Annotated in this window: 20 protein-coding genes; 14 read left to right on the forward strand and 6 right to left on the reverse strand. The window is 63.8% G+C overall.

The window, feature by feature from the left end; all coding sequences use genetic code 11:
* Window positions 1-40: 40 nt before the first annotated feature.
* Window positions 41-2,149: a metallophosphoesterase family protein gene (locus tag CIHUM_RS05230; protein ID WP_051106485.1), complete on the reverse strand. Its 2,109-nt coding sequence runs from the start codon at window positions 2,147-2,149 to the stop codon at window positions 41-43.
* A 193-nt stretch (window positions 2,150-2,342) separates the two neighbouring features.
* On the opposite strand from CIHUM_RS05230, the gene polA reads away from it, so the two are divergent.
* Window positions 2,343-4,946 carry a DNA polymerase I gene (polA, locus tag CIHUM_RS05235; RefSeq protein ID WP_051106502.1) on the forward strand — a complete coding sequence of 868 codons (2,604 nt, stop codon included), beginning with the start codon at window positions 2,343-2,345 and terminating at the stop codon, window positions 4,944-4,946.
* Window positions 4,947-5,357: 411 nt separating this feature from the next.
* On the opposite strand, the gene CIHUM_RS05240 is transcribed toward polA, so the two are convergent.
* Window positions 5,358-6,590 (reverse strand): YkvI family membrane protein, encoded by a 1,233-nt coding sequence (locus CIHUM_RS05240; protein ID WP_051106486.1) that lies wholly within the window; start codon window positions 6,588-6,590, stop codon window positions 5,358-5,360.
* Between the two features lie 307 nt (window positions 6,591-6,897).
* Here CIHUM_RS05240 and rpsA point away from each other — a divergent pair, with 307 nt between their 5' ends.
* The 6 genes from rpsA to CIHUM_RS05270 all read left to right on the forward strand — a co-directional run bounded on the left by rpsA (window position 6,898) and on the right by CIHUM_RS05270 (window position 12,622).
* On the forward strand, window positions 6,898-8,361 hold the full coding sequence (gene rpsA, locus CIHUM_RS05245) for a 30S ribosomal protein S1 (protein ID WP_034999903.1): 1,464 nt from the start codon (window positions 6,898-6,900) through the stop codon (window positions 8,359-8,361).
* Window positions 8,362-8,466: 105 nt separating this feature from the next.
* On the forward strand, window positions 8,467-9,060 hold the full coding sequence (coaE, locus tag CIHUM_RS05250) for a dephospho-CoA kinase (protein ID WP_035000014.1): 594 nt from the start codon (window positions 8,467-8,469) through the stop codon (window positions 9,058-9,060).
* A gap of 68 nt (window positions 9,061-9,128) precedes the next feature.
* Window positions 9,129-9,479, forward strand: coding sequence for a DUF4259 domain-containing protein (locus CIHUM_RS05255; RefSeq protein ID WP_034999904.1), 351 nt, complete (start codon window positions 9,129-9,131; stop codon window positions 9,477-9,479).
* 66 nt (window positions 9,480-9,545) lie between these two features.
* Window positions 9,546-11,645 (forward strand): excinuclease ABC subunit UvrB, encoded by a 2,100-nt coding sequence (gene uvrB, locus CIHUM_RS05260; protein WP_034999905.1) that lies wholly within the window; start codon window positions 9,546-9,548, stop codon window positions 11,643-11,645.
* Window positions 11,646-11,660: 15 nt separating this feature from the next.
* Window positions 11,661-12,119, forward strand: coding sequence for a universal stress protein (locus CIHUM_RS05265; protein ID WP_034999906.1), 459 nt, complete (start codon window positions 11,661-11,663; stop codon window positions 12,117-12,119).
* 59 nt (window positions 12,120-12,178) lie between these two features.
* Window positions 12,179-12,622 carry a universal stress protein gene (locus CIHUM_RS05270; RefSeq protein WP_034999907.1) on the forward strand — a complete coding sequence of 148 codons (444 nt, stop codon included), beginning with the start codon at window positions 12,179-12,181 and terminating at the stop codon, window positions 12,620-12,622.
* A gap of 3 nt (window positions 12,623-12,625) precedes the next feature.
* On the opposite strand, the gene CIHUM_RS05275 is transcribed toward CIHUM_RS05270, so the two are convergent.
* The 3 genes from CIHUM_RS05275 to CIHUM_RS05285 all read right to left on the reverse strand — a co-directional run bounded on the left by CIHUM_RS05275 (window position 12,626) and on the right by CIHUM_RS05285 (window position 16,577).
* Window positions 12,626-14,779: a HelD family protein gene (locus tag CIHUM_RS05275; protein ID WP_034999908.1), complete on the reverse strand. Its 2,154-nt coding sequence runs from the start codon at window positions 14,777-14,779 to the stop codon at window positions 12,626-12,628.
* 76 nt (window positions 14,780-14,855) lie between these two features.
* Window positions 14,856-15,896, reverse strand: coding sequence for a DoxX family protein (locus CIHUM_RS05280; RefSeq protein ID WP_034999909.1), 1,041 nt, complete (start codon window positions 15,894-15,896; stop codon window positions 14,856-14,858).
* Between the two features lie 87 nt (window positions 15,897-15,983).
* Window positions 15,984-16,577: an MBL fold metallo-hydrolase gene (locus CIHUM_RS05285; RefSeq protein ID WP_034999910.1), complete on the reverse strand. Its 594-nt coding sequence runs from the start codon at window positions 16,575-16,577 to the stop codon at window positions 15,984-15,986.
* 85 nt (window positions 16,578-16,662) lie between these two features.
* On the opposite strand from CIHUM_RS05285, the gene uvrA reads away from it, so the two are divergent.
* The 4 genes from uvrA to rplT all read left to right on the forward strand — a co-directional run bounded on the left by uvrA (window position 16,663) and on the right by rplT (window position 20,998).
* Window positions 16,663-19,521, forward strand: a complete 2,859-nt coding sequence (gene uvrA, locus CIHUM_RS05290; RefSeq protein WP_034999911.1) for an excinuclease ABC subunit UvrA — start codon at window positions 16,663-16,665, stop codon at window positions 19,519-19,521.
* 240 nt (window positions 19,522-19,761) lie between these two features.
* Window positions 19,762-20,334: a translation initiation factor IF-3 gene (infC, locus tag CIHUM_RS05295; protein WP_081634473.1), complete on the forward strand. Its 573-nt coding sequence runs from the start codon at window positions 19,762-19,764 to the stop codon at window positions 20,332-20,334.
* 33 nt (window positions 20,335-20,367) lie between these two features.
* Window positions 20,368-20,562, forward strand: coding sequence for a 50S ribosomal protein L35 (gene rpmI, locus CIHUM_RS05300; protein WP_034999913.1), 195 nt, complete (start codon window positions 20,368-20,370; stop codon window positions 20,560-20,562).
* Window positions 20,563-20,614: 52 nt separating this feature from the next.
* Window positions 20,615-20,998: a 50S ribosomal protein L20 gene (gene rplT, locus CIHUM_RS05305; protein ID WP_034999914.1), complete on the forward strand. Its 384-nt coding sequence runs from the start codon at window positions 20,615-20,617 to the stop codon at window positions 20,996-20,998.
* Between the two features lie 134 nt (window positions 20,999-21,132).
* Here rplT and CIHUM_RS05310 read toward each other — a convergent pair whose 3' ends face one another.
* Window positions 21,133-21,453 carry a hypothetical protein gene (locus CIHUM_RS05310; protein ID WP_143313322.1) on the reverse strand — a complete coding sequence of 107 codons (321 nt, stop codon included), beginning with the start codon at window positions 21,451-21,453 and terminating at the stop codon, window positions 21,133-21,135.
* Window positions 21,454-21,601: 148 nt separating this feature from the next.
* On the opposite strand from CIHUM_RS05310, the gene CIHUM_RS05315 reads away from it, so the two are divergent.
* From CIHUM_RS05315 to pheT, 3 genes are all read left to right on the forward strand, one after another.
* Window positions 21,602-22,414 (forward strand): TrmH family RNA methyltransferase, encoded by an 813-nt coding sequence (locus CIHUM_RS05315; protein WP_034999916.1) that lies wholly within the window; start codon window positions 21,602-21,604, stop codon window positions 22,412-22,414.
* A 146-nt stretch (window positions 22,415-22,560) separates the two neighbouring features.
* A complete protein-coding gene (pheS, locus tag CIHUM_RS05320) occupies window positions 22,561-23,619 on the forward strand; it encodes a phenylalanine--tRNA ligase subunit alpha (protein WP_035000015.1) in 1,059 nt (352 codons plus the stop codon).
* A gap of 14 nt (window positions 23,620-23,633) precedes the next feature.
* The gene (gene pheT, locus CIHUM_RS05325; RefSeq protein WP_034999917.1) at window positions 23,634-26,141 is read left to right on the forward strand and encodes a phenylalanine--tRNA ligase subunit beta; all 2,508 of its coding nucleotides are present in this window, start codon (window positions 23,634-23,636) and stop codon (window positions 26,139-26,141) included.
* Window positions 26,142-26,192: the final 51 nt, after the last annotated feature.

Raw genomic sequence — 26,192 nt, forward strand, 5'->3', positions numbered from 1 at the left:
GCGTGAATCGCCCTGTGGAACAAGCCCACAGGCAGCGAAATCAGAACGGAAGCTGGCCGCGGACCTGATTAAGCGCAGACTTTGCGGCTGGCGGCAGCGGCAGAGAGTCCGCGTTGAGAACTGCGAAACCGAGCGCGCCTAGCAGTGCGGCCAGAACGCCGATTGCAACGGCGATAACGCCGCCGGTCGAAGAACCCTGGTTGTCCGTTCCAGACGATGCCGAGCTCGAGTCACTCGGAGTCTCATCCGGCACCGGATCGCACTCGGCGTCGCGTTTAGCCGGGGTACCGTCCTTGGTCAGCAAGATCTCCTGCACGTCGTTGTACACGCGGCGCTCGACCTTGACTAGCTCGTAGTCAGAGTCGAGGACCGGGAACAGGTACACCGGCGAGGTGGTCAGCTTCGCCGCGATGTCGTTGGAGCACTTCAGCGGCTCGAGATCCATCTGCAGGTGTCCGTAGTGCTTGCCACCGTCCTTGAGCTGGCGGACGCCGTTCTCGTCGTCGACCCACATCTCCGGTTCGTCCGCCTGGGCCATCCACTCGCGGTAGGTGTTGAAGTTGATTGGGGAGTAGGTGCCGTCCTCGTTCTTCACCCGGTAGTCGCCACGCAGGCCGTCGGCTGCAACGCCGACGTCGAAGTTATGGAAGCCTACGCCGTCACCGTTGTCGTCGATGAAAGAACGCTCGAACATCTCGTCGTGGCCCGAGATCACGGTAGCTACGCCGTACTTTTCAAACAGCGGGGTGTACACGCGCATCGGCGTGCCCGGCTGTGCATCCGGGTTGGCGGATGCCGTAGCGGTGCCGTGCACTCCGGAGGAGTAGGGGGTGTGGTGGAACTGGACGATGATGAACTGCCCCTTTGCGCGGGCATCAGCTAGCTGCTTTTCCACCCACTTCCATTGCTCCGAGCCCTCGCCGAAGTCGGGCTGGCTGGTGGCCCCGGCTTTGTGCATCCCGTCCAACGTGAACGACGTGTTTGTGTCCGTGCCCCAATCGCCCTTGGTATCGAAGAACTCTTTATCAGTGCCCGGGATCGCCTTTTCCTTCTCCACGGCTGCGTCCTCGTCAGGCAGGCCCTTGGTGGAGTCCAGCGTGAGGATGGTCACCGGCCCGTGATCCACCCGGTAGTACGAATCCTGGTGGTCTGGGTTGTCGGATCCGAAGGTGTCGAAGTAGGTCATGTACGCATTACGACCCTTCGCGGCACCCCATGCGACACCGTCTTCGTCCTGGTAGGAACCGTTGGATGCGCCGAAGGTCTCCCAGTTGCCCAGGGCTGTCAGCATTGGGGTGGAGCCCGCGATGTCGCCGTGCTCGCCGGCGACATAGCCGAAGTATTCGTCCCAGCCCGGTTGGTAGCCGCCGCCCTGGCCGAGATCACCCGCCACAAGGAGCAGGTCCGGGTTTTGCTTCGTAATCTCCCGGATGTTGTGCTTCATCGCTTCGTCCTGGGTGAGCGGGTAACGCGGCTCGAGGACCTCCTGGCGCTTGTTGCTGCCGAACTTCTCAAACCACTTCGAGCCCTCGCCCGGGCGGTCCAGGGAGCCCTCGGCGAACGTTCGGTTGCGCTCCCACTCGCGTGCGCCGTTCTTTTTGGGGCGGCCCGCAGGTTCGGTCTCGGTGTCCGAGAACGCCACGATGCGGATGTTGCCCCAGTCGTCGGCGGTGGGGGCGGTGGTGAAGGAATTCGTTTTCGCTTCACCGTCGAGTGTCGCGGTGTACTTGTACGTCGTTGCGGGCTTCAGGCCAGAGAACGTCACCGAGTACTTGTAGTTGTTGTTGGACTTCAGCCAGGACCCCTGCTCCAGGCCATCGATCTCTTGGGCGCGCTCGCCCTCGGTGTAACGCAGGTTATCTTGCAGCTTGCCTTTGACGGTCTCTTTTGCAAGCTCCTTGCCGGATTCCTCGAGAGTCACTGTCGCGTCGGTGCCCAGTTCGCCGAAGAAGTTCAGAGTCATCTGATTGGCCGCCGGCATTTGCAGATAGGGCAGCACGCGGAACCCCGGCTGCGGTTCCTTCGGGTGTTCATTGATGTCCAGGTAGGTGAAGTTCGGGGCCTCTGCGGCGGTAGCGCCGGGTGTAGTAACCGGAGCGAGAAGCGCCGCGGCCGCGATGACGGTGGCAGGAATGCGGTGGCGGAACATGAAAGGATCCTTTCCTTAACAATGGCTGGGAAACTTCATTGAATCTCAGGGACGTGAACTGCAGGTGATTTCCATGGGAAAAGTAGGTGAACCACGGCCACCTAGATGGTTGCGGAGGGTGGCAGGTAGCTTTGATTCCGTGAGCGATACACCCGAGAACACGAAGCGACTGTTGCTTATCGACGGCCACTCGATGGCCTTCCGCGCCTTTTACGCGCTGCCCGCGGAGAACTTCTCCACCTCGGGCGGCCAGCACACGAACGCGGTCTACGGGTTTCTATCCATGTTCGCCAACATCCTGGCGGACGAGAAGCCGACGCACGCCGCCGTCGTCTTCGATGTGGGCCGTAAGACGTTCCGCACGGAGCGTTTCCCGGAGTACAAGGCGCAGCGCGAGGCCGCGCCGCCGGAGTTCAAAGGCCAGGTGCCGATCATCGAGGACGTGCTGGACGACCTCGGCATCACCACCTTGAGCAAGGAGAACTTCGAGGCGGACGACATCGTCGCCACGCTGGTGACCCAGGCCCGTGCCGAGGGCGACTTCGAGATCGTGCTGGTCAGCGGCGACCGTGACTACATCCAGCTTGTGGACGGCACCACCACGCTGATGTATCCCACCCGCGGCGTGTCCACCATGACCCGGTTTACGCCCGAGGAAGTGGAGAACAAGTACGGGCTGACACCTGCGCAGTACCCGGACTTCGCGGCGCTGCGCGGGGATCCGTCGGACAACCTGCCCAGCGTGCCGAAAGTGGGGGAGAAGACCGCCACCAAGTGGATCACGCAGTACGGCAGCCTGGAAGGGCTCATCGAAAGCGCCGATGAGCTCAAGGGCGTCGCCGCCAACAACTTCCGTGAGCGCATCGACCAGGTGCGCCTCAACCGCGAGCTCACGCAGATGGTTACCGACGTTGAGCTGCCGGTCGCCCCGAACGATCTGGAGCTCAAGCCTGCGGACGTCACCCAAGTCGCCGCCCGCTTCGACGACCTCGAATTCGGCGTTAATCTCCGCGAGCGCGTCCTCGCCGCCGTTCCTACCGACGGCACCGCGCCCGAGACAGAAGCCGTCGAACTTGAAGACGTCACTATCGACGACGAACCGCTGGACACCTGGCTCAGTAGCCGTCAGGACGACGGTCTTGCCGTCTACGTCTCTGGCAATGCCACGCCCGGACAGGGCGATGTGGTGGCGCTGGCGATCGTCGATAAGCAAAGGCACGGTGTGTCCAAGCTCGCCGCAGACTTGAGTGCCGCGGAGGACGCCGCGGTGAAGCAGTGGCTCGAGTCGGACGCGCCGAAGTACATGCACGAGGCGAAGGCCGCCTACCACATGCTGCGCGGCCGCGGCATCGAGCTCGCCGGCATCGCGCACGACACCGCGATTGCCGCCTACCTGCTGCGACCCGGCCAGCGCACCTACGCTCTGGAGGACATCTACCAGCGCCACCTGCAGCGCCAGCTCAACGTCGGCTCGGACCAGATGAGCCTGCTCGGCGATACTGCGGACGTGGATGCGGCCGCTGCGATCCTGGAGCTGTCAGCGGAGCTGACGAAGGAGCTGCGCGAGATCGACTCCTACGAGCTCTACGCGGACCTGGAGCTGCCGCTTGTCACCGTGCTTGCGGAAATGGAGCACACCGGCATCGCGGTGGATCTGGACGTGCTGGAAAACCAGCGCAAGGAGCTCACGCTGAAGGTGGAGCAGATTGAACAGGAGGCGCGCCAGCTTGTGGACGAGCCGTCGCTGAACCTGTCTTCGCCGAAGCAGCTGTCCGCAGTGCTCTTTGACAAACTCGAGCTGCCGAAGACGAAGAAAACCAAGACTGGGTATTCGACGGCCGCGGGTGAAATCGAGGCGCTGGCGGAGAAGAACCCGCACCCGTTTTTGGACCACCTGCTGGCGCACCGCGAGCACCAAAAACTCAAGTCCACCATCGAGGGCCTGATTAAAACGGTGCAGCCGGACGAGCGCATCCACACCACGTTCAACCAGACCGTGGCGTCCACAGGCCGCTTAAGCTCCGCGGAGCCGAACTTGCAGAACATCCCGGTGCGCACTGAAGCCGGCCGCGTCATCCGCTCCGCGTTCGTGGTGGGCGAGGGCTACGAGTGCCTGCTCACGGCGGACTACTCGCAGATTGAGATGCGCGTGATGGCGCACTTAAGCCAGGACGAGGGGCTGATTGAGGCCTACCGCGCAGGGGAGGACCTGCACAACTTTGTGGGCTCGCGCGTTTTCGATGTGCCCATCGACCAGGTCACCCCGGAGCTGCGTCGCCGCGTCAAAGCGATGTCCTACGGGCTGGTCTACGGACTGTCGGCGTACGGGTTGTCCAACCAGTTGTCTATCTCCGCCGGCGAGGCGAAAGACATTATGGCCAGCTACTTCGAGCGCTTCGGTGGAGTGAAGCGCTACCTGGATGAGGTGGTGGAGCAGGCGCGTCGCGACGGCTACACGTCCACCGTGTTCGGCCGCCGCCGCTACCTGCCGGAGCTGAATAGCGATAACCGGGTCGCGCGCGAGAACGCAGAGCGCGCCGCCTTGAACGCGCCGATCCAGGGCACGGCCGCGGACATCATCAAGGTGGCCATGCTGCGTGTGGACGCGGCGTTGGAAGGCAAGAAGTCCCGCGTGCTGCTGCAAGTCCACGACGAGCTTGTTGTCGAGATCGCCCCGGGCGAGCTGGACGAGGTCCGCGAGATCCTCGAGCGGGAGATGGACGGCGCTATCGAGCTGCTCGTTCCGTTGGAGGTCTCCGCTGGCATGGGCGCCAACTGGGACGCGGCCGCGCACTAGGTATTCCGAGGGAGCAACACGAAGGCGGGTAGGAACGCATCGGTTCCTACCCGCCACGCGCACGGCACCCCTCCCACGGCCGTGATCCCCCGTGGAGCCTCCCCCAGCAGCTCCGAGTGTGTATTCAATTGTGGACCTCCCCTTGGGGGAAGGGGCCGCCGGGAGTGGCCGAGACCGGGCTGGGGCTTAGATTTCACCCCTGGCCAGGTCGTCCCCCGAAAGCCAAGCGCGACCTTACCGGCAGGTAAGGAAACGCTCAACGGTTCCACAGGATCTACTCAGTATCGAACGTCCGGTGAACTTGAGCACCTGAATAGTTGGACGGCTGGCCAGCATAAAATAGCGCTCAGTTACGTGGAGTTCACTTCCGCGTAACTGAGCGTTTCGCCCCCGGTTTGTACCCCCGTGGCGCTAAAGCAGGTCGTTGAGTGACCGTCGCCCGTTGTCGTCTTCGGACGACTCGATCTCCTCCTCGAGTGCTTCCTTGAACTCGTCCTCTTCCAGGTTCGATTCGCTGGCGAGATCGTCGACTTCCTTACCGTCCCCGGCCTCGACCGCATCGGCGCGGCGCTCGCCTTCGTCCTTCAACTCACTGCGGTGGCGCAGATAGGTCACCGTCATCACTGCCATCACGAACAAGCCAAGGTAGCCCAGGATCGGATACAAGCTGCTCACCAGCGGCTGGAAGCCGGCGAAGGAAAGGCCGAAGCCGACGATGCAGGCAATGGCGTACACGGGGTAGAAGCGCTCCGGCTTCTTGCGGGTAAGGCGCTTTGCCAACGCGTAGAACATGCCCAGGCAGGTGTTGAAGACCATGAGGAAGATCACCCAGGTCATGATGAAGCCGAGCACCGGATCCACGTTGTCGATCACGGCGAGCAGCGGCATGTCGTTGCCATTGACGGACTCCACTTGGATCAGCAGCGATGCCACCAGGAGGGCCAACATCACCGCGTAAATCACGCCGCCGAGGATGCCGCCGAGACGGGTGCTTTTCGTGTCGAACTCGTCGCCTGCCATCACCAGCGCCATGGATACGCCGCACAGCGCGTTAAGGCCTGTGTGGTTGAGCGCTCCCAGCCACCAGTACGGGGTGCCGTCCGCGCGGGAAACCTCCTGCTGGGCGTAGTTGCCCACCTCGCTCCAGCTCACGTCAATTTGTGTGAACGAGTAGATGGTGCCGATGAGAACAAACACCACAAGCAGCGGAGTGGCCCAGCCGATGACGGAGGAGACCTTGTCCACGTCGAATCGGCCCACGAGAAGCATCAGCGCCAGCATGGCCACCGCGCCGATCCAGATCTGCCAGCCGAACGCCTGGTTCAGGTTGGAACCAGCTCCGGCGAACATGACAAACCCGACGGAGAACATGCACGCCACCGCGGACCAGTCCATGATGAAGGCTGCGGGCTTAGAGGTGACGTTGTAGAAGACCTCGTTGTGCTCACGCGCCAGGAAATATGAGCCGAAGGTCATGAACGCTGTCGCAGCGAACAGCATGGTGACACTAGCTAAAATCACGCCGTAGAACCCGTTGGTGCCGTAGGCGACGAAGTACTGTAGCGCCTCCATGCCGGAGGCGAAGCCGGCACCGACAACGATGCCGACAAATGATGCAGCGACTGCGAGGCTGCGTTTCCACATAAAAACTGCTCCAATTGCGTTATTGATTGCATGTATTGGTGTCTGTTAATGCTAGCGGTCGGGGCAAACCGGAGGGCCGTCGGAAAGCACCTGCGAATTATTTGCTCTAGCTGGGCAAAGTGTCTACACTCGTGCGGGCGTGTCTACGCGCGAGCGATGGCACCCACCGTAATAGGAGGGTGAGGTGGCCGTTGCGGCGCGGGATCGGCGCACGCGAGCCTGCGGTATCTAGCTGCAGGTTTACGTGGCCGAGAGAGACGCTCCTGTCCAATCACGATCTCCTATTTTTTCGGAGCACATAGAACTTATGCGCACTTCCAACGCACCCCAGGTAGCCATCAACGACATCGGTGGCCCTGAGGAATTCCTCGCCGCAGTCGACGAGACCATCAAGTACTTCAACGATGGCGACATCGTCACCGGCACCGTGGTCAAGGTTGACCACGACGAGGTCCTGCTCGACATCGGCTACAAGACCGAGGGCATCATCCTCACCCGCGAGCTTTCCATCAAGCACGACGTCGACCCGGAAGATGTGGTCGAGGTCGGCGATGAGATCGACGCACTTGTCCTGACCAAGGAGGACAAGGAAGGCCGCCTGATGCTGTCCAAGAAGCGCGCTCAGTACGAGCGCGCTTGGGGCACCATCGAGGAGCTGCAGGCCAACGACCAGCCGGTTACCGGTACCGTCATCGAGGTCGTCAAGGGCGGCCTCATCCTCGACATCGGCCTGCGCGGCTTCCTGCCGGCATCGCTGGTGGAGATGCGTCGCGTCCGCGACCTGGATCCGTACATCGGCCAGGAGCTCGAGGCGAAGATCATCGAGCTGGACAAGCACCGCAACAACGTGGTCCTGTCCCGCCGTGCCTACCTGGAGGAGACCCAGTCCGCGGTCCGCTCCGACTTCCTGCACCAGCTGCAGAAGGGCCAGGTCCGCAAGGGCGTCGTGTCCTCCATCGTCAACTTCGGTGCGTTCGTCGATCTCGGCGGTGTCGACGGCCTGGTGCACGTCTCCGAGCTGTCCTGGAAGCACATCGACCACCCGTCCGAGGTTGTCGCCGTGGGCGACGAGGTCACCGTGGAGGTGCTCGACGTCGATCTCGACCGCGAGCGTGTCTCCCTGTCGCTGAAGGCGACCCAGGAGGATCCGTGGCGCGTGTTCGCCCGCACCCACGCTGTGGGCCAGATCGTCCCGGGCAAGGTCACCAAGCTCGTTCCGTTCGGCGCGTTCGTCCGCGTCGAGGAGGGCATTGAGGGCCTCGTCCACATCTCCGAGCTGGCTCAGCGCCACGTGGAGGTCCCGGACCAGGTTGTCAACGTCGGCGAAGAGGTCATGGTCAAGGTCATCGACATCGACCTGGACCGTCGCCGCATCTCCCTGTCCCTCAAGCAGGCTGACGAGGACTACGTCGAAGAGTTCGATCCGTCCCGCTACGGCATGGCCGACTCCTACGACGAGCAGGGCAACTACATCTTCCCGGAGGGCTTCGACCCGGAGACCAACGAGTGGATGGAAGGCTACGACGAGGCTCGTCAGGCATGGGAGGCACGCTACGCCGAGGCAGAGCGTCGCCACCAGGCCCACACCGCTCAGATCGAGCGTCACCGCGCCGCTGCCGCCGAGGCTGCGGAGCAGGAGGGCGAGCAGGCCAACTACTCCTCCGAGTCTGCAGCTGCAGCTCCGGCAGCTGACCAGGCTGAGGAGAACATCGGCTCCCTCGCCTCCGACGAACAGCTCGCGGCTCTGCGTGACAAGCTCGCCGGCAACTAAGCACTCGCAGGCTCGTGCTTAGGAGAAACTCTTAAGCATCTCGCTTAGCGACGAGCGCTCCGCACACCACCTCGGTGGGCGGGGCGCTTTGCTATGTTCGGCCCCATGAAGAAAGTTGGGCTGACAGGCGGTATCGGCAGCGGTAAATCCACGGTGGCGCGAATGCTTGGCGGCGCCGGCTTTGCCGTGGTTGACGCCGACCAAGTCGCGCGCGACATCATGGAACCCGGCTCACCGGTACTGGAGGAGGTCGCCGCTGCGTTCGGCGCGGACCTCATCGGCGACGACGGTGCACTGGACCGAGGAGAGCTCGCGCGACGCGCGTTCGCCACCACGGAGGACACGCAGCGCCTCAACGCTATTACGCACCCTGCTATCCGTGCTGAGTCCGAACGTCGCTTCGCTGCCGCCGAGGAAGCGGGGGAGCAAGCCGTCATCTACGACATGCCACTCCTCGTGGACCTCGGGCTGAATCAGGACATGGATCTCACCGTTGTCGTGGATGTGGACAAGGAGGAGAGGATCCGGAGGCTCGTCGATAAGCGAGGGCTCGACGAGACCGACGCGAGGGCACGCATGGCGCAGCAGATCGACGATGCGACAAGGCTCGCGGCTGCAGACGTCATGATCGACAACAACGGCCCGCTCGACGCGCTCGAACCGCAGGTGGCTGCGCTTACTAAGAAAATCAAAGATTAGTGAATTGTACTGTCGAATTTAACCGTTGTGACACGTTTCATTTACCTTTCTGTCTTAACTTGCTGTGCATGGGAACGTGGAACACGGGGCCGTTCGACAACGACTCTGCCAATGATGCCGTTAACGCACTGGTTAACGGCACGTTCTGCATGGCCCAGTTCCGCTTCGAATGCGGGCTCGGATCCTTAGGCACGGACGAGGCGGAATCCGTGATCGCGCTCGCCGCCCTCATCAACGGCCACCTGCCGGAGGGGTTCGAGGACACGATCGACTACCCGTTTACCTTGGATGACAAACAGTGGATCCGCCGCCGCGCGCAAGCAGTGTCACGGCCCGGCGGATCCGCGTTGTACTCCATGTGGGAAGAGACCGGCGAGCTGCAGGAGTGGCTGGAAACCTCCCGCAAGTACGCCGCCTAGTCCGGGAGCCATTGCCTATCGACGAGCAATGCCTCGACCGACGCACTTGGCGATACACTGACCGCTATGGCTTTTGCTGCTGAACATCCCGTCCTCGCGCAGTCCGAATTCCGCCCAGTGGGGAAGATTGAGCGGCGCGAAAAACCCTTCGAGGTCGTCTCCGAGTTTGAGCCCTCCGGCGACCAGCCCACGGCGATCGCGCAGCTGGACGAGCGGCTCAACCGCAGCGAGCGCGACGTCGTGCTCATGGGCGCGACCGGTACCGGTAAGTCCGCCACCGCCGCGTGGCTCATTGAGAAGCAGCAGCGCCCCACGCTGGTGATGGCGCCGAACAAGACGCTGGCGGCGCAGCTGGCCAACGAGTTGCGCCAGCTGCTGCCGAACAACGCGGTGGAGTACTTCGTGTCGTACTACGACTACTACCAACCGGAGGCCTACATCGCGCAGACGGACACCTACATCGAGAAGGATTCTTCCATCAACGACGATGTGGAACGCCTGCGCCACTCCGCCACTTCCGCGCTGCTGAGCCGGCGCGACGTGGTTGTGGTCTCGTCGGTGTCCTGCATCTACGGCCTCGGCACGCCGCAGTCCTACCTGGACCGCTCCATTGTGCTGCGCGTGGGCGAGGAGGTGGAGCGCGACCGCTTCCTGCGCCTGCTAGTGGACGTGCAGTACGAGCGCAACGACATCGACTTCAAGCGCGGCACCTTCCGCGTCAAGGGCGACACCGTGGACATCATCCCGGCCTACGAAGAGGTGGCGGTGCGCGTGGAGTTCTTCGGTGACGAGGTGGACTCGCTGTACTACATCCACCCGCTCACCGGCGATGTGATCAGCCAGGAAGATGAAGTGCGCATCTTCCCGGCTACGCACTACGTGGCCACGGACGAGCGCATGGAAAAGGCTATCGAGGCCATTAAGGAAGAGCTCGCGGACAGGCTCGAGGAGCTGGAGAACAAGGGCAAGCTGCTCGAGGCGCAGCGCCTGCGCATGCGCACTGAGTACGACCTGGAGATGATCCAGCAGGTCGGGTTCTGCTCCGGCATCGAGAACTACTCGCGGCACATGGACGGCCGCCCGGCAGGGTCCGCGCCGGCGACGTTGATCGACTACTTCCCGGAGGACTTCCTGACCATCATCGACGAGTCCCACGTCACCGTGCCGCAGATCGGCGGCATGTTTGAAGGCGATATGTCGCGAAAGCGCAACCTGGTGGAATTCGGCTTCCGCCTGCCGTCCGCGGTGGACAACCGCCCGCTGACCTTCGACGAGTTCGAGGCCCGCGTGGGGCAGACCGTGTACATGTCCGCCACTCCCGGCGACTACGAGCTCGAGGCCGCCCAGGGCGAGTTTGTGGAGCAGGTGATTCGCCCGACCGGCCTGGTGGACCCGAAGGTCACCGTCAAACCCACGAAGGGCCAGATCGACGACTTGATCGACGAGATCCGCACCCGCACCGCCAAGGACGAGCGTGTCCTAGTGACCACCCTGACCAAGCGCATGGCCGAGGACCTCACGGACTACCTGCTGGACAACGGCATCAAGGTGCGTTACCTGCACTCGGACATCGACACCCTGCAGCGCGTGGAGCTGCTGCGCCAGCTGCGCCTGGGCGAGTACGACGTGCTCGTGGGCATCAACCTGCTGCGCGAGGGACTGGACCTGCCAGAGGTCTCCCTGGTTGCGATCCTGGATGCGGACAAGGAGGGCTTCTTGCGCTCGACCAAGTCGCTGATTCAGACGATCGGCCGCGCGGCGCGAAACGTCTCCGGTGAGGTGATCATGTACGCCGACCAGGTCACCGAGTCCATGCAGGAGGCCATCGACGAAACCGAGCGCCGCCGCGAGAAGCAGATCGCCTACAACGAAGAACACGGCATTGACCCGCAGCCGCTGCGCAAGGCGATCGCGGACATTTTGGACCAGGTGTACGAAGATGCGGACGCGGATGCGTCGGCAAGCTTGAGCTCCGATACGGCCGTTGCGGAGCGCGCGGACGTGTCCAACATGGCCTCCGACGAGGTGCAAAAGCTTATCGACGACCTGACGGTCCAAATGCGCGACGCCGCCGGCGAACTCAAATTTGAGCTTGCCGGAAGACTTAGGGACGAGATTGCGGATCTCAAACGAGAGCTGCGTGGTATTAAAGACACAGGCAATTAGCGAAAGGAACCTGCTTTGCACACCTACAAGTCGATCGCTGTCGGCACCGACGGCTCCGCCACCTCCATGGTCGCAGTGCGCGCCGCAGCCAGCCTCGCCCGCGTTTACGGCGCTGAGCTGACCATCATCTGCGCCCACTACACCGCGTCCGGCTCGATGCTGAACTCCACCAACGCGGAATTGTCCCGCGTGGACATCGTCACCGCCACCAACGCGCGCGACATTCTGCGCAAGGCGGACGAGATTGCCAAGCAGGAGCAGGCCGAAAAAATCAACCTTGTGTCCAAGGGAGGACAGCCCGCAAACGTACTGGTGGAGGCCGTCGGCGAGTACGGCGTCGACCTGCTCGTGGTGGGCAACAAGGGCATGCGCTCGATGGCCGGCCGCATCTTCGGCAACATCCCCGGCAACGTGGCCAAGAAGGCCCCGGTGGACGTCATGCTCGTGGATACCCGGGCAGAGGGACACGACTAAACCGCCAAGGGGTACACTAACCACGCTAACCGCGTCGCATTTTTGAAAGGTGATTTCACATGGCCGATAACTACAAGACCATCGTCGTCGGCTCCGACGGTTCCAAGTCCTCTCTGCTGGCCGTTGAGCGCGCCGCGAAGATTGCCGCAGCGTTCGGTTCCACCCTCGTCATCGGCACCGCCTACTACGAGAACGAAGAAGAGGCCGCGAAGACGCTGCGCCAGGATTCCGTGACCATTCTGGGCGACGACAAGGCGCTGGAGAACCTCGAGGGCGCAGCTGAGCACGCCCGCGCAGCAGGTGCGCCGGACGTGCAGACCGCAACCCGCCCGGGCACCCCGGTGCAGGCCCTGATGGCCATCGTCAACGACAACAAGGCTGACCTGCTCGTGGTGGGCAACCGCGGCATCAACTCCCTGACCGGCCGCCTGCTGGGCTCCGTGCCGGCGGACGTCGCGCGTCAGTCCGACTGCGACGTCATGATCGTTCACACCGTGAACTAGCAGTTATTCGCCGACCACCGTCAGCGTCTGCGTAGCGCGAGTGACGGCGACGTAGAGGTCTTGCCACCCTTGTGGCGAGGCCTCTTTAATTTTGCTCGGCTCCACCACCACGACGTTGTCGAACTCCAGGCCCTTCATCTCGCCGACGTTGTCCGCATCAATGACGGCGGTCAAGCCGTCGCGCTTTTCGACGTCCTCCGGTCTGCCCACAAACTGCACCGGCACACCGGATTCGCGGATCGCCTCCGGGACAGCGGCGTCCGGGTCGATCTCGGCCAAGAGCTCGGCGGCGTAGTCCGCGATCTCCTTCGGCGTGCGGTAGTTCACCGTGAGCTCGTGGAGGCGGAAGCGCTGGCCCACGAAGGGCGCTAGCGCACTCGTCCAATCGTCCACGCCGGCGGGGGAGGACGTCTGGGCAGTATCGCCCACGAGCGTCATCCACCGTGACGGGCATCGGCGGAACACCATGCGCCACTCCATTGGCGATAACTCCTGCGCTTCGTCGACGATGACGTGCCCGTACGCCCACGTCTGATCCGCCCGCGCGCGCTGTGCGGTTGAGCGGGTGTCAGTCTCGCGCTGGCGGCTGGCGAGTGTCTCCGCATCGATGACATCCGCGGCGGAGAGGATCTCGGCCTCGAACTGGTCGTCGTCATTGTCCGTGGATTCAGAGGAGGACAGCACGTCGAGCGCGCCCTCAGCCTCGGCGACGAGCTCGCGCCATTCCTCTTCTTCCTTCCGGCGCTGCTCTTCGGGGTCGACGGTGCCGATGAGCACGGCCAACTCGTCCACAAGCGCGGTGTCCGCGCGGGTAAACGGGGAGCCGGGCGCGCGGTACAAGGCGTCGCGGGTGTAGTCGTCGTAGTCGTGCGCTACCTCGGCGATGGCGTCCTTGTCGGTCAGCAGCGCGCCCAGCACCTCGACGGGGTCTAGCTCCGGGAAGTGCGTGTCGATGAGTTGCTCTACCTGGGGGTCGTCCGCGAGGTCGTCGTGAAGCTGGTCCACATCCGCGTCCGAGAGCAGGTTCGCACCGCCGAGTGGGTCCTCGCCGATGCGCTTCGCCAGCGCCTCCGCGAGTAGTTGCGTTAAGCGCTCCGCGAAGTAGGCGCGCGCCTGGTTATGCGGGCGGCGGGAGCGCCGCGCCCGCGTGCGGGCGGCCTTGACCATCTGCGGGGTGGCATCCACCGGCACCGAATCGAAGGTGAGGCGCACCGGCTCCTCCGGCACCGTCTCGTAGGCCTGTACAGCTCGCTTCAGGATGGTCACCATCTCCTCGGAGCCCTTCACCTCACGCGCGGCGATGGAGTCCTCGCCGGTGGGGGCAAAACCCGGCACGAGCTGCTCGGCGGTGGCCAGCACCATGCCCGTCTCGCCGAGCTCCGGCAGCACGCGGGAGATGTACTCGAGGAACGTCGGGTTCGGGCCGACCACCAGGACACCAGTGCGGGTGAGCTGCTCGCGCCATGTGTAGAGCAAATACGCGATCCGGTGCAGCGCCACCGCCGTCTTTCCGGTGCCCGGTCCGCCCTGGACCACCATGACGCCGCGGGTGGTGTCGCGGATGATCTCGTCCTGCTCGCGCTGGATCGTTTCCACGATGGAGCGCATGTGGCCGGTGCGGGCCTCGTTCATTGCTCGGCGCAGCGCCGCCTCGGAGCCGACGCCGGCGTTGGAGGTTTCCGCGCCGTCGCCGGAGAGCGCCTCGTCATCAACCGCCGTGACTGTGCGCCCCCGCATGCGGATGTTGCGGCGCGTTTCCACGCCCTCCGGGTTCGCGGTGGTCGCCAGGTAGAACGGGCGGGCGAGGGGAGCGCGCCAGTCCAGCAGGAGGGTGCGGTAATTGTCCTGCCTGTCATCGATGCCCATGCGGCCGATGTAGCGCCGCTCCAGATCCGGCCGGCCCGGCACCGGGTTCTCCGGGTCGTCGTCGGCGACGTCGATACGGCCGAAGACTAAGCCGGTCTCGGCCACGTTAAGCGCATCCAGCTTCGCATTGAGCCCGTGGTACTCCGTTTCGCGGCGCACCAGCGCGTCCGAATCCGGGTTGTCCGGGTCCACGTCGCGCTGTACTTCTTCAAGGCGCGCTTGAGCTCGCGCCACCCCGCCATCCAGGTGCGCGAAAAGCTGATCCACGTACGTCTGTTCTGTTTCCTGCATCCTCACAACAAACGGCCCCGGGACTGGGAATATTCCCAGCCGCAGGGCCGCCAAGTAGTTGAAGTAGTTACGGGTCTTAGGCGAACTTCTTCTGCGCCTTCTTCACCAGCTTCTGCGCCTTCTTCTCGGCCTTCTTCGCCTTGCGCTTCCACTTGAGCTTGGTAATCCAGGACGGGTTAGCGTCCAGCTTGTCCCAAGCGTTCTGTAGGGCATCGACCGCGTTCTGCGCCTTGTCCTGGGCCTTGGCGGAAGCCTTGTTCACCTTGCGCTTCGCCTTGAATTTGTCGAGGGCGGACGGCTGCAGGTCGTCCAGCTGGTCCTGCAGGTCGCCGACGACGCTGTTGACTTTGCGCTTCGCCTTGAACTGCTGGATCTTGGACGGCTTGATGTCGCCGTACGCGTCTTCGGCCTTGTCGGTGGCCTTCTCAGCAGCGTCGTCCAGCCAATCGCCCGCGTCGGACAGGAAGCTGGACGCCTGCTTCTTGGCGTCGCCGAGCCAGTCGTTGGCAGCGTCGCCCGCCTTGGATGCCTTCTTCTTCCAGTCGCCCTTGTTATCGTCGACGTAGTCGGTGACCTGGTCGGTCGCGTCGGAGAACCAGTCGGACGCCTTGTCCCACGCCTTCTCGGTCTCAGACTTGGTCGGCAGCGCCTGCTTGACGTTCTTCTGCGCGGCCTCAGCAGCGTGCTGCGCGCGCCACTTCAGGTCCGGCTTGCCGTTGTTGTCCACGGTGGCCAGCAGCACACCGCCAGCAAGCCCAAGGTCTGTCAGGGCACCGGTGCGGAGGCGTGCCTTCTCGTCATCGTCCTCAGCCTCCCAGAATGCGTGGCGGCCCATAACGGTCGGCAGCGCAGTGGCGGCGAGCAGGGTGGCGGACAGGCGCGGGAACTTGCCGATGGCGAAGGACGCGCCAGCGCCAACCTTGGTAGCGCCGATGATCTGCGTGGCAGTCTCCGGGCTCTTCGGCAGGAAACCGCGGTACTCCCGCGGGGTCAGGGCGCGCAGCTTCTTCAATACCCTGTCCGCGCTGTCCTTGTGGCCAGCCGGGTTCAGCAGGGTCTCGACACCGTCGATCACGTAGACCGAAGCCAGCATCGGGCGTGCGATTTTCCGGATCATACTTTTACCCAATCCTTACTTTTTGTAGCTGAATGTGCTCCCGTCGAGTGTAGCGATTTTGTGCCACCCCGGTAGCGGGTTTTGTCCTTACCAGCGGCGATCCCACCAGTCATCCAGGTGCGGACGCTCTTCGCCGAGCGTGGTGGGTTTACCGTGGCCCGGCCAAACGATGGCCTCGTCCGGGTAGACGTCGAAGACCTTCTCTTTGACGTCGTTGAACAGGCGGACAAAGTCGCCCTCGGACTGGGTTTTGCCCAGCCCGCCTGGAAACAGCGAGTCGCCGACGAACAGGTTGACGGTGCCGTCGATCTCTGCCGCCACGCAGGCACCGCCCGGGGTGTGACCACGCAGGATGGTCACGGGGAGGCGGTGGCCGGCGAACTCGATCCTGTCGCCGTCGTTGAGCTCCACATCCGCCGGGGCAGGAATTGCCGGGGCGTCCAAAAAAGGCGCGTAGTGGGTCGCGCCAGTGGCCTCGAGCACGTCCTTGAGGGCCCGGGTGTGGTCGTAGTGCCGGTGCGTGGTCAGCACCGCGGTGATCTTCACGCCGGCGTCGTCGGCCATGGCCAGAAGCTCGGGGGCGTTCGCAGCTGCGTCGATAAGCAACCCTTGCCCCTCGCTGCAGAGGAGGTAGCAGTTGTTGTCCATGTCGGAGACAGAAATATGGCGAAGAGAAAGCATGCGGCCAAGACTAGTGAGGAATGTTTAATCGCACCGGTGCGTTGGTAGCGTCTTGGGAGTACTAATCGACGAAAGCGAGAGTGACGTGGCCGAAAAGCTGACAGTGCGCGGCGCGCGCGAACACAACCTCAAGGGCGTGGATATTGAGCTGCCCCGCGACAAGATGGCGGTGTTTACCGGCCTGTCCGGCTCCGGCAAGTCCTCGCTCGCCTTCGACACAATCTTCGCCGAAGGGCAGCGCCGCTACGTGGAATCGCTGTCCTCCTATGCCCGCATGTTCTTAGGCCAGATGGACAAGCCGGACGTGGACTACATCGACGGGTTGAGCCCGGCGGTGTCTATCGACCAGAAGTCCACCAACCGCAACCCGCGCTCCACCGTGGGCACCATCACGGAAATCTACGACTACCTGCGCCTTTTGTACTCGCGCGCCGGCACCCCGCACTGCCCGGTGTGTGACGCGGTGATTGAGCGCCAGACCCCGCAGCAAATTGTCGACCGTGTGCTCGAGTTGGAAGAGCGCACCAAGTTCCAGGTACTCGCGCCGATTGTGCGCAAGCGCAAGGGCGAGTTTCAGGACCTTTTCGCCGACCTGTCGTCGCAGGGTTACTCGCGCGTGAACGTGGACGGGGAGACCTACCAGCTTTCGGACCCGCCGAAGCTGGAAAAGCAGATCAAGCACAACATCGACGTGGTGGTGGACCGCCTCACCGTCAAGGCCAGCCAGAAGCAGCGTCTGACCGATTCCGTGGAAACGGCGCTCAAGCTTGCCGACGGCCTAGTCGGCTTCGACTTTGTCGAACTGGAGGCCAACGACCCGGAGCGCGTGCAGATCTTCTCTGAGAAGATGGCCTGCCCGAACGGCCACAAGCTCAACGTGGAGGAGTACGAGCCGCGCGCGTTTTCCTTCAACTCGCCGTTCGGCGCTTGCCCGGCCTGCGACGGCCTGGGCGTGCGCAAGGAGATCGACGTGGACCTGGTCATCCCGGATCCGGACGCACCTGCGGTGGATGCGTTCCAGCCGTGGAACTCCAGCCCGAACAAGAAGTACTTCACCAAACTCATTGAGGCGCTGGCGAAAGAAGAGAACTTTGACGCCAATGCGCCGTTGAGCTCGCTGACCAAGACGCAGCAGAAGCACCTGATCCACGGCTCGTCCACGAAGGTGAACGTGCGCTACAAGAACCGCTACGGGCGCCAGCGCTCCTACACGGCGGCCTACGAGGGCATCGTGGGCTACCTGGAGCGCAAACTGGAGCAGACCGAGTCCGAAACGCAGAAGGAACGCCTGCTCGCCTACACCCGCGAGGTGCCATGCCCGACCTGTAACGGCGCGCGCTTGAAGCCGGAGATCCTGGCGGTGCGCCTGGCATCGACCACGCACGGGGAGCGCTCCATCGCAGGCCTGACTGAACTGTCGATCGAGGACGCCTCCGAATACCTGGACAACCTGGTGCTGGGGTACCGCGAAGAAATGATCGCCGGTGCCGTGCTGCGCGAGATCCAGGCACGCCTGCACTTCCTTTTGGACGTGGGGCTGAACTACCTCACCCTGGCCCGCTCCGCCGGCACGCTGTCCGGCGGCGAGGCGCAGCGCATCCGCCTGGCCACCCAGATCGGCTCCGGCCTGGCTGGTGTGCTCTACGTGCTGGACGAGCCGTCCATCGGCCTGCACCAGCGCGACAACCAGCGCTTGATCACCACCTTGAAGAAGCTGCGCGACCTGGGCAACACTCTGGTCGTGGTGGAGCACGACGAGGACACCATCCGCGAGGCCGACTGGCTCATCGACATCGGCCCGCGCGCCGGCGAGTACGGCGGGGAAGTGGTCTACCAGGGCAAGCCGGAAGGCATCCTCAAGTCCAAGGACTCCATCACGGGCGACTACCTGTCCGGCCGCAAGGTTATTGAGGTGCCGGAGCACCGGAGGGACGTCGATAAGCAAAAGCAACTGAAGATTATCGGCGCGCGGGAAAACAACCTCGACAACGTCAGCGTGGACATTCCGCTCCGCGTACTCGTGGCTGTCACCGGCGTTTCCGGCTCCGGCAAGTCCACGCTGGTGAACCAGATTCTGGCGAAGACGCTGCAGAATCAGCTCAACGGCGCGCGCCAGGTTCCCGGCCGTGTGAAGAAGGTCGAGGGGCTGGAGCACCTGGACAAACTCGTGCAGGTGGACCAAAGCCCGATCGGGCGCACCCCGCGCTCCAACCCGGCGACGTACACCGGCGTGTTCGACAAGATCCGCAACCTGTTCGCCGAGACCCAGGAGGCAAAAGTGCGCGGCTACAAGGCCGGGCGCTTCTCCTTCAACGTCAAGGGCGGGCGCTGCGAAGCCTGCCACGGCGACGGCACCATCAAAATTGAGATGAACTTCCTGCCGGACGTGTACGTGCCGTGCGAGGTGTGCGAAGGCGCGCGCTACAACCGCGAGACGCTCGAAGTGCTCTACAAGGGCAAGAACATCGCTGAGGTGCTGGAGATGCCCATCTCGGAGGCCGCTGAGTTCTTCGAGCCGATCAACTCCATCCACCGCTACCTGCAGACGCTTGTAGACGTCGGGCTGGGCTACGTCCGCCTCGGCCAGAGCGCTACCACGCTGTCCGGCGGCGAGGCGCAGCGCGTGAAGCTCGCCGCGGAGCTGCAGAAGCGCTCCAACGGACGCACGATCTACATCTTGGACGAGCCGACGACGGGCCTGCACTTCGAGGACATCCGCAAGCTCATGCTGGTGCTCAACGGCCTGGTGGAGAAGGGCAATACCGTGCTGGTGATCGAGCACAACCTGGACGTGATCAAGTCCGCGGACTGGATCGTGGACATGGGGCCCGAGGGCGGCTCGGGCGGCGGCACTGTGGTCGCACAGGGCACACCGGAGGACGTCGCAAAGGTGCAAGGCTCCTTCACTGGACAGTTCCTGCAGGACGTTTTAGCGAAGGGGTAGCGCGCCCGATTTGGTTTGTGCAGGCATGAGCATGTATATTGCTGCCTACACCGCCCAGCGCGCCCGTGTCATGCGGGTGCGGGGGCCGCAAGAGGAGTGAATCCCACCCCAAGCCGCTCAGTCAACTGAGTTGGATACGGGTCAAACGGTGCGCCAGGCGAGACAACTGTCTTGGCGTGCTTTGGACGAACTCCCGCCACCCGTCAGGGTGAGCGGGTTTTTCGCGTGGGATGAGTCTGATTGCGGTTCAAGTGCGGCACGCATTGTTTCTCTAAGTCTCTAGGAGTTCTCATCAGCGCTGAAGCTCGGATCAATGAACGAATCCGCGTCCCTGAAGTTCGCCTCGTCGGCCCGTCCGGCGAGCAGGTGGGCATCGTCCGCACGGACGACGCCCGCAAGCTGGCGTACGAGGCGGACCTCGACCTGGTTGAGGTAGCCCCGAAGGCCAAGCCGCCCGTGGCCAAGATCATGGACTACGGCAAGTTCAAGTACGAGCAGGATCAGAAGGCCCGCGAGGCCCGCAAGAACCAGCAGCAGACCGTGGTCAAGGAACAGAAGTTCCGCCCCAAGATTGATGAGCACGACTACCAGACCAAGAAGGGCAATGTTGAGCGCTTCCTGGAGAAGGGCAACAAGGTCAAGGTCACCATCATGTTCCGCGGCCGCGAGCAGGCCCGCCCCGAGCTGGGGTACCGCCTGCTGGAGCGTCTGGCTGAGGACATCGGGGAGCTCGGCGTTGTCGAGTCCCGTCCGAAGCAGGATGGCCGAAACATGACGATGGTCTTCGGACCGGCTCGCAAGGGCAAAAAGTAGTTCCAACAATCGACACTCTGAAGGGCTTTCACCATGAAGCAGAAGACCCACAAGGGCACCGCAAAGCGCATCAAGGTCAACGGCAAGGGCAAGCTGCGCCGCGAGCAGGCTGGTAAGCGCCACCTGAACGAGAAGCTCTCCTCGAAGCGCCGTCGCAAGCTGTCCGGCTCCACCGACGTCGCTAAGGCTGACGTCAAGCGCGCAAAGCGCCTCCTCGGCATGTCCTAAGCACTGCCCGCTCAATCAACCGATTACGAGAAAAGAAAAGGAAGTTTGACTCATGGCACGTGTGAAGCGTTCAGTCAATGCTAAGAAGAAGCGCCGCGCAATCCTCAAGTCTGCGAAGGGCTACCGCGGCCAGCGATCCCGCCTGTACCGCAAGGCGAAGGAGCAGTGGCTGCACTCCCAGACCTACGCGTACCGCGACCGCCGCAAGCGTAAGAGCGAGTTCCGCAAGCTGTGGATCCAGCGCATCAACGCCGCTGCCCGCATGAACGACATCACCTACAACCGCCTCATCCACGGCCTGAAGCTGGCCGAGGTCGAGGTCGACCGCAAGATCCTGGCCGAGCTGGCTGTCAGCGACTTCGCTGCATTCTCTGCTCTGTGCGAGGTTGCGAAGAACGCGCTGCCGGAGGACGTCAACGCTCCGAAGGCTGCATAAGCACTTTCGCTTAACGACGAAGCTCCCGCCCACCCCCGAACAATCGGGACGGGCGGGAGCTTTTTCGTGCGTGGTAACGAAAAGGCGCACCCACCACGGGGGTGGGCACGCCATTCGTGGTTGTTGGGGCTGTTTTAGAAGATGCCCTCGTTCTCGATGGCCTTCTTGGAGCCGTTCACGGAAGCGGAGATGGTCTGGGTGCGTGAGAGATCCTGCTGCAGCGGGATTGCCTCGTCGGAAAGGTTCGTGGTGGAGATGGTGACCACCGGTAGGAAGTAGTCCTTCACCTTGTACACGACGGTGCGGTACTCGGGTGCTATCGCGGAAAATTGCAGCAGAAAGCCGTATCCCAACCCGGCGGTGACCGGGGCGAAGAACGCGGCGAAGATGAGAAAGACCGCGTAGAGCGCCACCACAAATCGGGACCACTCAACGGCAATAGGAGCCCCGAGCATAGTTAGCAGCCCAAGAGCGAAAAGGAGAACTGCGAGCGCAAAACCGATGCGCCAAGGGCGCGCCGCCGGTGAAAGAAGGCGGGCGCTCACGAGCTCCTGAAACGTAGGTACGGCTAACAGCGTAGCGCCCGCAACGTAGTCTGGAGCTATGCCATTGGATTTCCAGCAGCCGTTCACAGAACGCACTCCGCGTGTGGTTAATGCGGGGAAGTTAAAGAGGGCGCAAGCTCGTCGTAAAGCGAAGGCTTTCTTAGCGGAAGGCGAAAACGCTGTGGAAGCCGCCGTGGCAACGGGGGCGGCAACCGACCTTTTTGTCACCGAAGATGCCGCCGAGCGCTTCGAGGAAATCGTGCGGGCGGCGGGCTACATGGATGTGTACACGCACGCGATCACGGACAAAGCTGCGGATGCGCTCGCGGACGCGGTGACCTCGACCGGCATCTTCGCCGTCTGCCGCCCGGTGCTGTGGACCGTGCCGAAGATCATGAAGGGCCGTCCGAAGCTGGTGGCGGTGTGCGTGGAAACCAACGACCCTGGCAACGCTGGCACCATCATCCGCATTGCAGACGCCGTGGGCGCAGACGCGGTAATTTTTGCGGGCGACACCGTGGACCCAGAGTCGCCGAAGGTGGTGCGATCGACCGCGGGCACGCTGTTTCACATCCCCGTGGCGCGCGACCGCGACGTGCGTCGCGTCATCGGGCAGCTCGAAGACACCGGGCTGTCCACCTTCGCCACCACCATGAACGGCGAGGTGAACCTGGCGGCCCCGGGGGAGGCGCTCGCGCAGCCAACTGCGTGGCTGTTCGGCAACGAGGCGCATGGGCTTAGCGACGACATCCTCGCGGCCGCCGACCACCGCGTTTCCATCCCCATCCAGGGCAGCGCGGAGTCGCTGAACCTGGCCACCGCAGCGAGTATCTGCCTGTGGGAGTCGTCGAAGACGCTCTCTGAGGAATAGCTGCGACTGATAGATTTTGCGCGCCCGCCCTCGCGCGGGCGCTGTGTCGAACGATAGGTAGAGTAGTGGACGCTTTTGAACCGACACTGCTGCGGTCTGTATGAACAGCGCAGCGCACTTGTGGAAAGGTGCGGGTGAACACAAGCGTGGCCGACAACGCAAACCCAACTCCGGAAATTGAACTGACCGAGGACGCCCTAAATAAAGCGGCGGACGAGGCGATCGCTGCCTTTGAGGCGGCCGAGGACCTCGCTGCGCTGGAGGACGCGCACCGCGCGCACCTGGGGGAGAAGGCCCCGATCCTGCAGGCCCGCCGTGCACTCGGGACGCTGCCGAAGGATCAGCGCAAAGATGCCGGCCGGTTCGTGAACATGGCCCGCGGCCGCGCAGAAAAGGCCTACGCCCAGTTGCGCGTGCAGCGCGAGGCGGAGCACCGCGAGCGTCAGCTGCGCGAGGAGAAGGTGGACGTCACCCTGCCCACCTCCCGCACGCAGGCTGGCGCGATGCACCCGATCACCACGCTGTCCGAGCACATCGCGGACATCTTCATCGGCATGGGCTGGGAAGTTGCGGAAGGCCCGGAGGTGGAAGCGGAGTACTTCAACTTCGACGCGCTGAACTTCATCCCGGACCACCCGGCCCGCACGCTGCAGGACACCTTCTACATCGGCGAGGAGGACTCGAAGCAGGTCATGCGCACCCACACGTCGCCGGTGCAGGTGCGCACCATGCTTGAGCGCGACGTGCCCATCTACATCGCATGCCCAGGGCGCGTGTTCCGCACCGACGAGCTAGACGCCACCCACACCCCGGTGTTCCACCAGGTGGAGGGTTTGGCCGTGGACAAGGGTCTGACCATGGCGCACCTGCGCGGCACCCTCGACCACCTGGCCAAGGTGCTGTTCGGCCCGGAGACGAAGACACGCATGCGCACGAACTACTTCCCGTTCACCGAGCCGTCCGCAGAGGTGGACGTGTGGTTCCCCAACAAGAAAGGCGGCGCGGGCTGGATCGAGTGGGGCGGCTGCGGCATGGTCAACCCGAACGTGCTCCGTGCCGTCGGCATCGACCCGGAGGTCTACTCCGGCTTCGCATTCGGCATGGGCTTGGAGCGCACCCTGCAGTTCCGCAATGGCCTGTCGGACATGCGCGACATGGTCGAAGGCGACGTCCGTTTCACCATCCCGTTCGGCGTGCAGGCGTAAAGGAGACACTGATAATGCTCATTTCCAAAAATTGGATCGTCCGCCTGCTGCAGAACGCAGGTAACAAGGACTTCAATCCCACCGACGAGGAGCTCGACGCGGGCTTCGTGCGCGTCGGCTTCGAAACAGAGGGCTACGAACCGCTTCCAGAAGTCACCGGCCCGCTGGTCATCGGCCGCGTCGCCGAGATTGAGGAGCTGACCGGTTTTAAGAAGCCGATCCGCTACTGCCAGGTGGACGTGGGCCAGGCCAATGGCACCGGCGAGCCGCAGGGCATCATCTGTGGTGCCCGCAACTTTAAGCAGGGCGACCTGGTCGTCGTGTCGCTTCCGGGCGCGGTGCTGCCGGGCGGATTCGAGATCTCGGCGCGTAAGACCTACGACCACATCTCCGCCGGCATGATGGCGTCTGCGGCTGAGCTTGGGCTCGCCGCAAAGAGCGAGGGCATCATCACGCTTCACGACGGCTCCGCCACCCCCGGCCAGGACGCGCGCGAGATTCTGGGCTCGGACGACACCGTCTTCGAGGTCAACGTCACCCCGGACCGCGGCTACGCCCTGTCCGCCCGCGGCCTAACCCGCGAGACCGCCTCCGCCTTCGACCTCGAGTTCGCAGACGTGGCGCAGAATCCCGCGATCGCCGGCATCGACCTCTCTGGTGTTCCAGCCCCGGCAGGTGAGACCATCCCGGTGACCGTGGAGGAATCCACCAAGGCGAAGCGTTTCGGCGTGCGCACTGTCGCAGGCATCGATGCGAACGCGACGGCACCGTTCTGGATGCAGCGTGAGCTCATGCTCGCCGGCGTGCGCTCGGTCAACGCCGCAACGGACGTGACCAACTACGTCATGCTGCTTACCGGCCAGCCGATGCACGCCTTCGACGCCGACAGAATTGCCGGCGGACTGCGTGTGCACAACGCCGCCGACGGCGAGAAGTTTGAAACGCTCGACCACGTCGAGCGCACCTTGACCGCTGAAGACGTGGTGATCAGCGACGACAACGGCATTCAGTCGCTCGCTGGCGTCATGGGTGGGACCACCTCCGAGATTTCGGACGAAACGGTCAACGTCCACTTCGAGGCCGCAACCTGGGATCCGCTGACCGTGGCGCGCACTGCGCGCCGGCTGAAGCTGAGCTCAGAGGCGTCGCGCCGATTCGAGCGCGGCGTGGACCCGCAGCTGGTGGAAAACGCCCTGGACATCGCGTGCGCGCTGCTGGTGGAGATCGCTGGCGGCACGATTCATGCGGGCAGGACGCTGGTCGGTGACGTCGAGAAGCGTGACGCCATTGCGATGCGCGCCGCGCGGCCGGCTGAGCTGATCGGTGTGGATTACGCGCGCGAGACCGTGGTCCGCCGCCTGCAGGAGGTCGGCTGCGAGGTCGCTGGCGACGGCGACGAGCTCCAGGTCACCCCGCCGACTTGGCGCACCGACATCACCGTGCCGGTGGAGCTGGTCGAAGAGGTCGTGCGCCTGGAGGGGCTGGACGACATCCCGTCGATCCTGCCCACGCCCCGTGGAGGCCGTGGTTTGAGCCCGCTGCAGCGCCGCCGTCGTGCGGTGACCCACGCGCTGGCGTACTCCGGCTACGCGGAGATCATCCCCACGCCGTTTATCGCCAACGACACCTTCGACACCTGGGGCCTGGACGCAGAGGATCCGCGCCGCAACACCGTCAAGGTGCAGAACCCGTTGGATGCGGACTACAGCATCCTGGGCACTACGCTGCTGCCGCCGATGCTGGAGGCCGCCGGCCGAAACGTCGCGCGCGGTCGCGGTGATTTGGCGATCTACTCCGTGGCGCAGACCTCGGAAAAGCGCGCTGATGTCTCGCCGCTGCCGGACGTGTCCGAGCGCCCGGCGGATGAGGTCGTCGCGGAGCTCGTCGAGTCGCTGCCGAAGCAGCACCTCCACGCCGCGACCGTGGCACTGGGCAACACGGAGCTGGAAGGCCCGTGGGGCACCGGCCGCGCCTACGAGTGGTCGGACGCCATCGAGGCAGCCCAGCTCGTTGCCCGTGTCTGCGGTGTTGAGCTGGACGTCCAGGCGGCCGAGTACCTGCCGTGGCACCCAGGCCGCTGCGCTGAGCTGCAAGTCGACGGAGAGGTTGTCGGCCACGCCGGCGAGCTGCACCCGCAGATCCTTGAAAAGCTGAATCTGCCGGCGCGCACCTGCGCGATGGAGATCGATTTGACCGCGATCCCGCTGGCAGAGCGCCTGCCGGCACCCCGGCTGTCGGCGTTCCCGCTGCTCAACCAGGACATCGCCCTGGTCGTCGACGAGGCTGTGGCAGCCGAGGATGTGCGCCGAGCCGTCGAGGAAGGCGCGGGCGAGCTCGTCGAGGCAGTCACGCTTTTCGACGTCTACCGTTCCGAGAGCCTCGGCGAGGGCAAGAAGTCGCTCGCATTCGGCCTGGCGTTCCGCGCCCCGGACCGCACGCTGACCGAGGAGGATGCCTCCGAGGCGCGTCTGAAGGCGGCCGAGTTGGCCAAGGAGCGCTACGGCGCGGAAATGCGTGGCTAAATTTCTTCCGTGAATAACTTCCACGCGACTGCATAACTGTTACACTGACGG

This window comes from Corynebacterium ihumii (assembly GCF_028609825.1).
Classification (GTDB): domain Bacteria; phylum Actinomycetota; class Actinomycetes; order Mycobacteriales; family Mycobacteriaceae; genus Corynebacterium; species Corynebacterium afermentans.

What these genes read in the sequence shown, in the direction of transcription:
- CIHUM_RS05230 (WP_051106485.1), bottom strand. Translation starts at nt 2,149, where the DNA reads ATGTTCCGCCACCGCATTCCTGCCACCGTCATCGCGGCCGCGGCGCTT.
- polA (WP_051106502.1), top strand. Translation starts at nt 2,343, where the DNA reads ATGGCCTTCCGCGCCTTTTACGCGCTGCCCGCGGAGAACTTCTCCACC.
- CIHUM_RS05240 (WP_051106486.1), bottom strand. Translation starts at nt 6,590, where the DNA reads ATGTGGAAACGCAGCCTCGCAGTCGCTGCATCATTTGTCGGCATCGTT.
- rpsA (WP_034999903.1), top strand. Translation starts at nt 6,898, where the DNA reads ATGCGCACTTCCAACGCACCCCAGGTAGCCATCAACGACATCGGTGGC.
- coaE (WP_035000014.1), top strand. Translation starts at nt 8,467, where the DNA reads ATGAAGAAAGTTGGGCTGACAGGCGGTATCGGCAGCGGTAAATCCACG.
- CIHUM_RS05255 (WP_034999904.1), top strand. Translation starts at nt 9,129, where the DNA reads ATGGGAACGTGGAACACGGGGCCGTTCGACAACGACTCTGCCAATGAT.
- uvrB (WP_034999905.1), top strand. Translation starts at nt 9,546, where the DNA reads ATGGCTTTTGCTGCTGAACATCCCGTCCTCGCGCAGTCCGAATTCCGC.
- CIHUM_RS05270 (WP_034999907.1), top strand. Translation starts at nt 12,179, where the DNA reads ATGGCCGATAACTACAAGACCATCGTCGTCGGCTCCGACGGTTCCAAG.
- CIHUM_RS05275 (WP_034999908.1), bottom strand. Translation starts at nt 14,779, where the DNA reads ATGCAGGAAACAGAACAGACGTACGTGGATCAGCTTTTCGCGCACCTG.
- CIHUM_RS05280 (WP_034999909.1), bottom strand. Translation starts at nt 15,896, where the DNA reads ATGATCCGGAAAATCGCACGCCCGATGCTGGCTTCGGTCTACGTGATC.
- CIHUM_RS05285 (WP_034999910.1), bottom strand. Translation starts at nt 16,577, where the DNA reads ATGCTTTCTCTTCGCCATATTTCTGTCTCCGACATGGACAACAACTGC.
- rpmI (WP_034999913.1), top strand. Translation starts at nt 20,368, where the DNA reads ATGAAGCAGAAGACCCACAAGGGCACCGCAAAGCGCATCAAGGTCAAC.
- rplT (WP_034999914.1), top strand. Translation starts at nt 20,615, where the DNA reads ATGGCACGTGTGAAGCGTTCAGTCAATGCTAAGAAGAAGCGCCGCGCA.
- CIHUM_RS05310 (WP_143313322.1), bottom strand. Translation starts at nt 21,453, where the DNA reads ATGCTCGGGGCTCCTATTGCCGTTGAGTGGTCCCGATTTGTGGTGGCG.
- CIHUM_RS05315 (WP_034999916.1), top strand. Translation starts at nt 21,602, where the DNA reads ATGCCATTGGATTTCCAGCAGCCGTTCACAGAACGCACTCCGCGTGTG.
- pheT (WP_034999917.1), top strand. Translation starts at nt 23,634, where the DNA reads ATGCTCATTTCCAAAAATTGGATCGTCCGCCTGCTGCAGAACGCAGGT.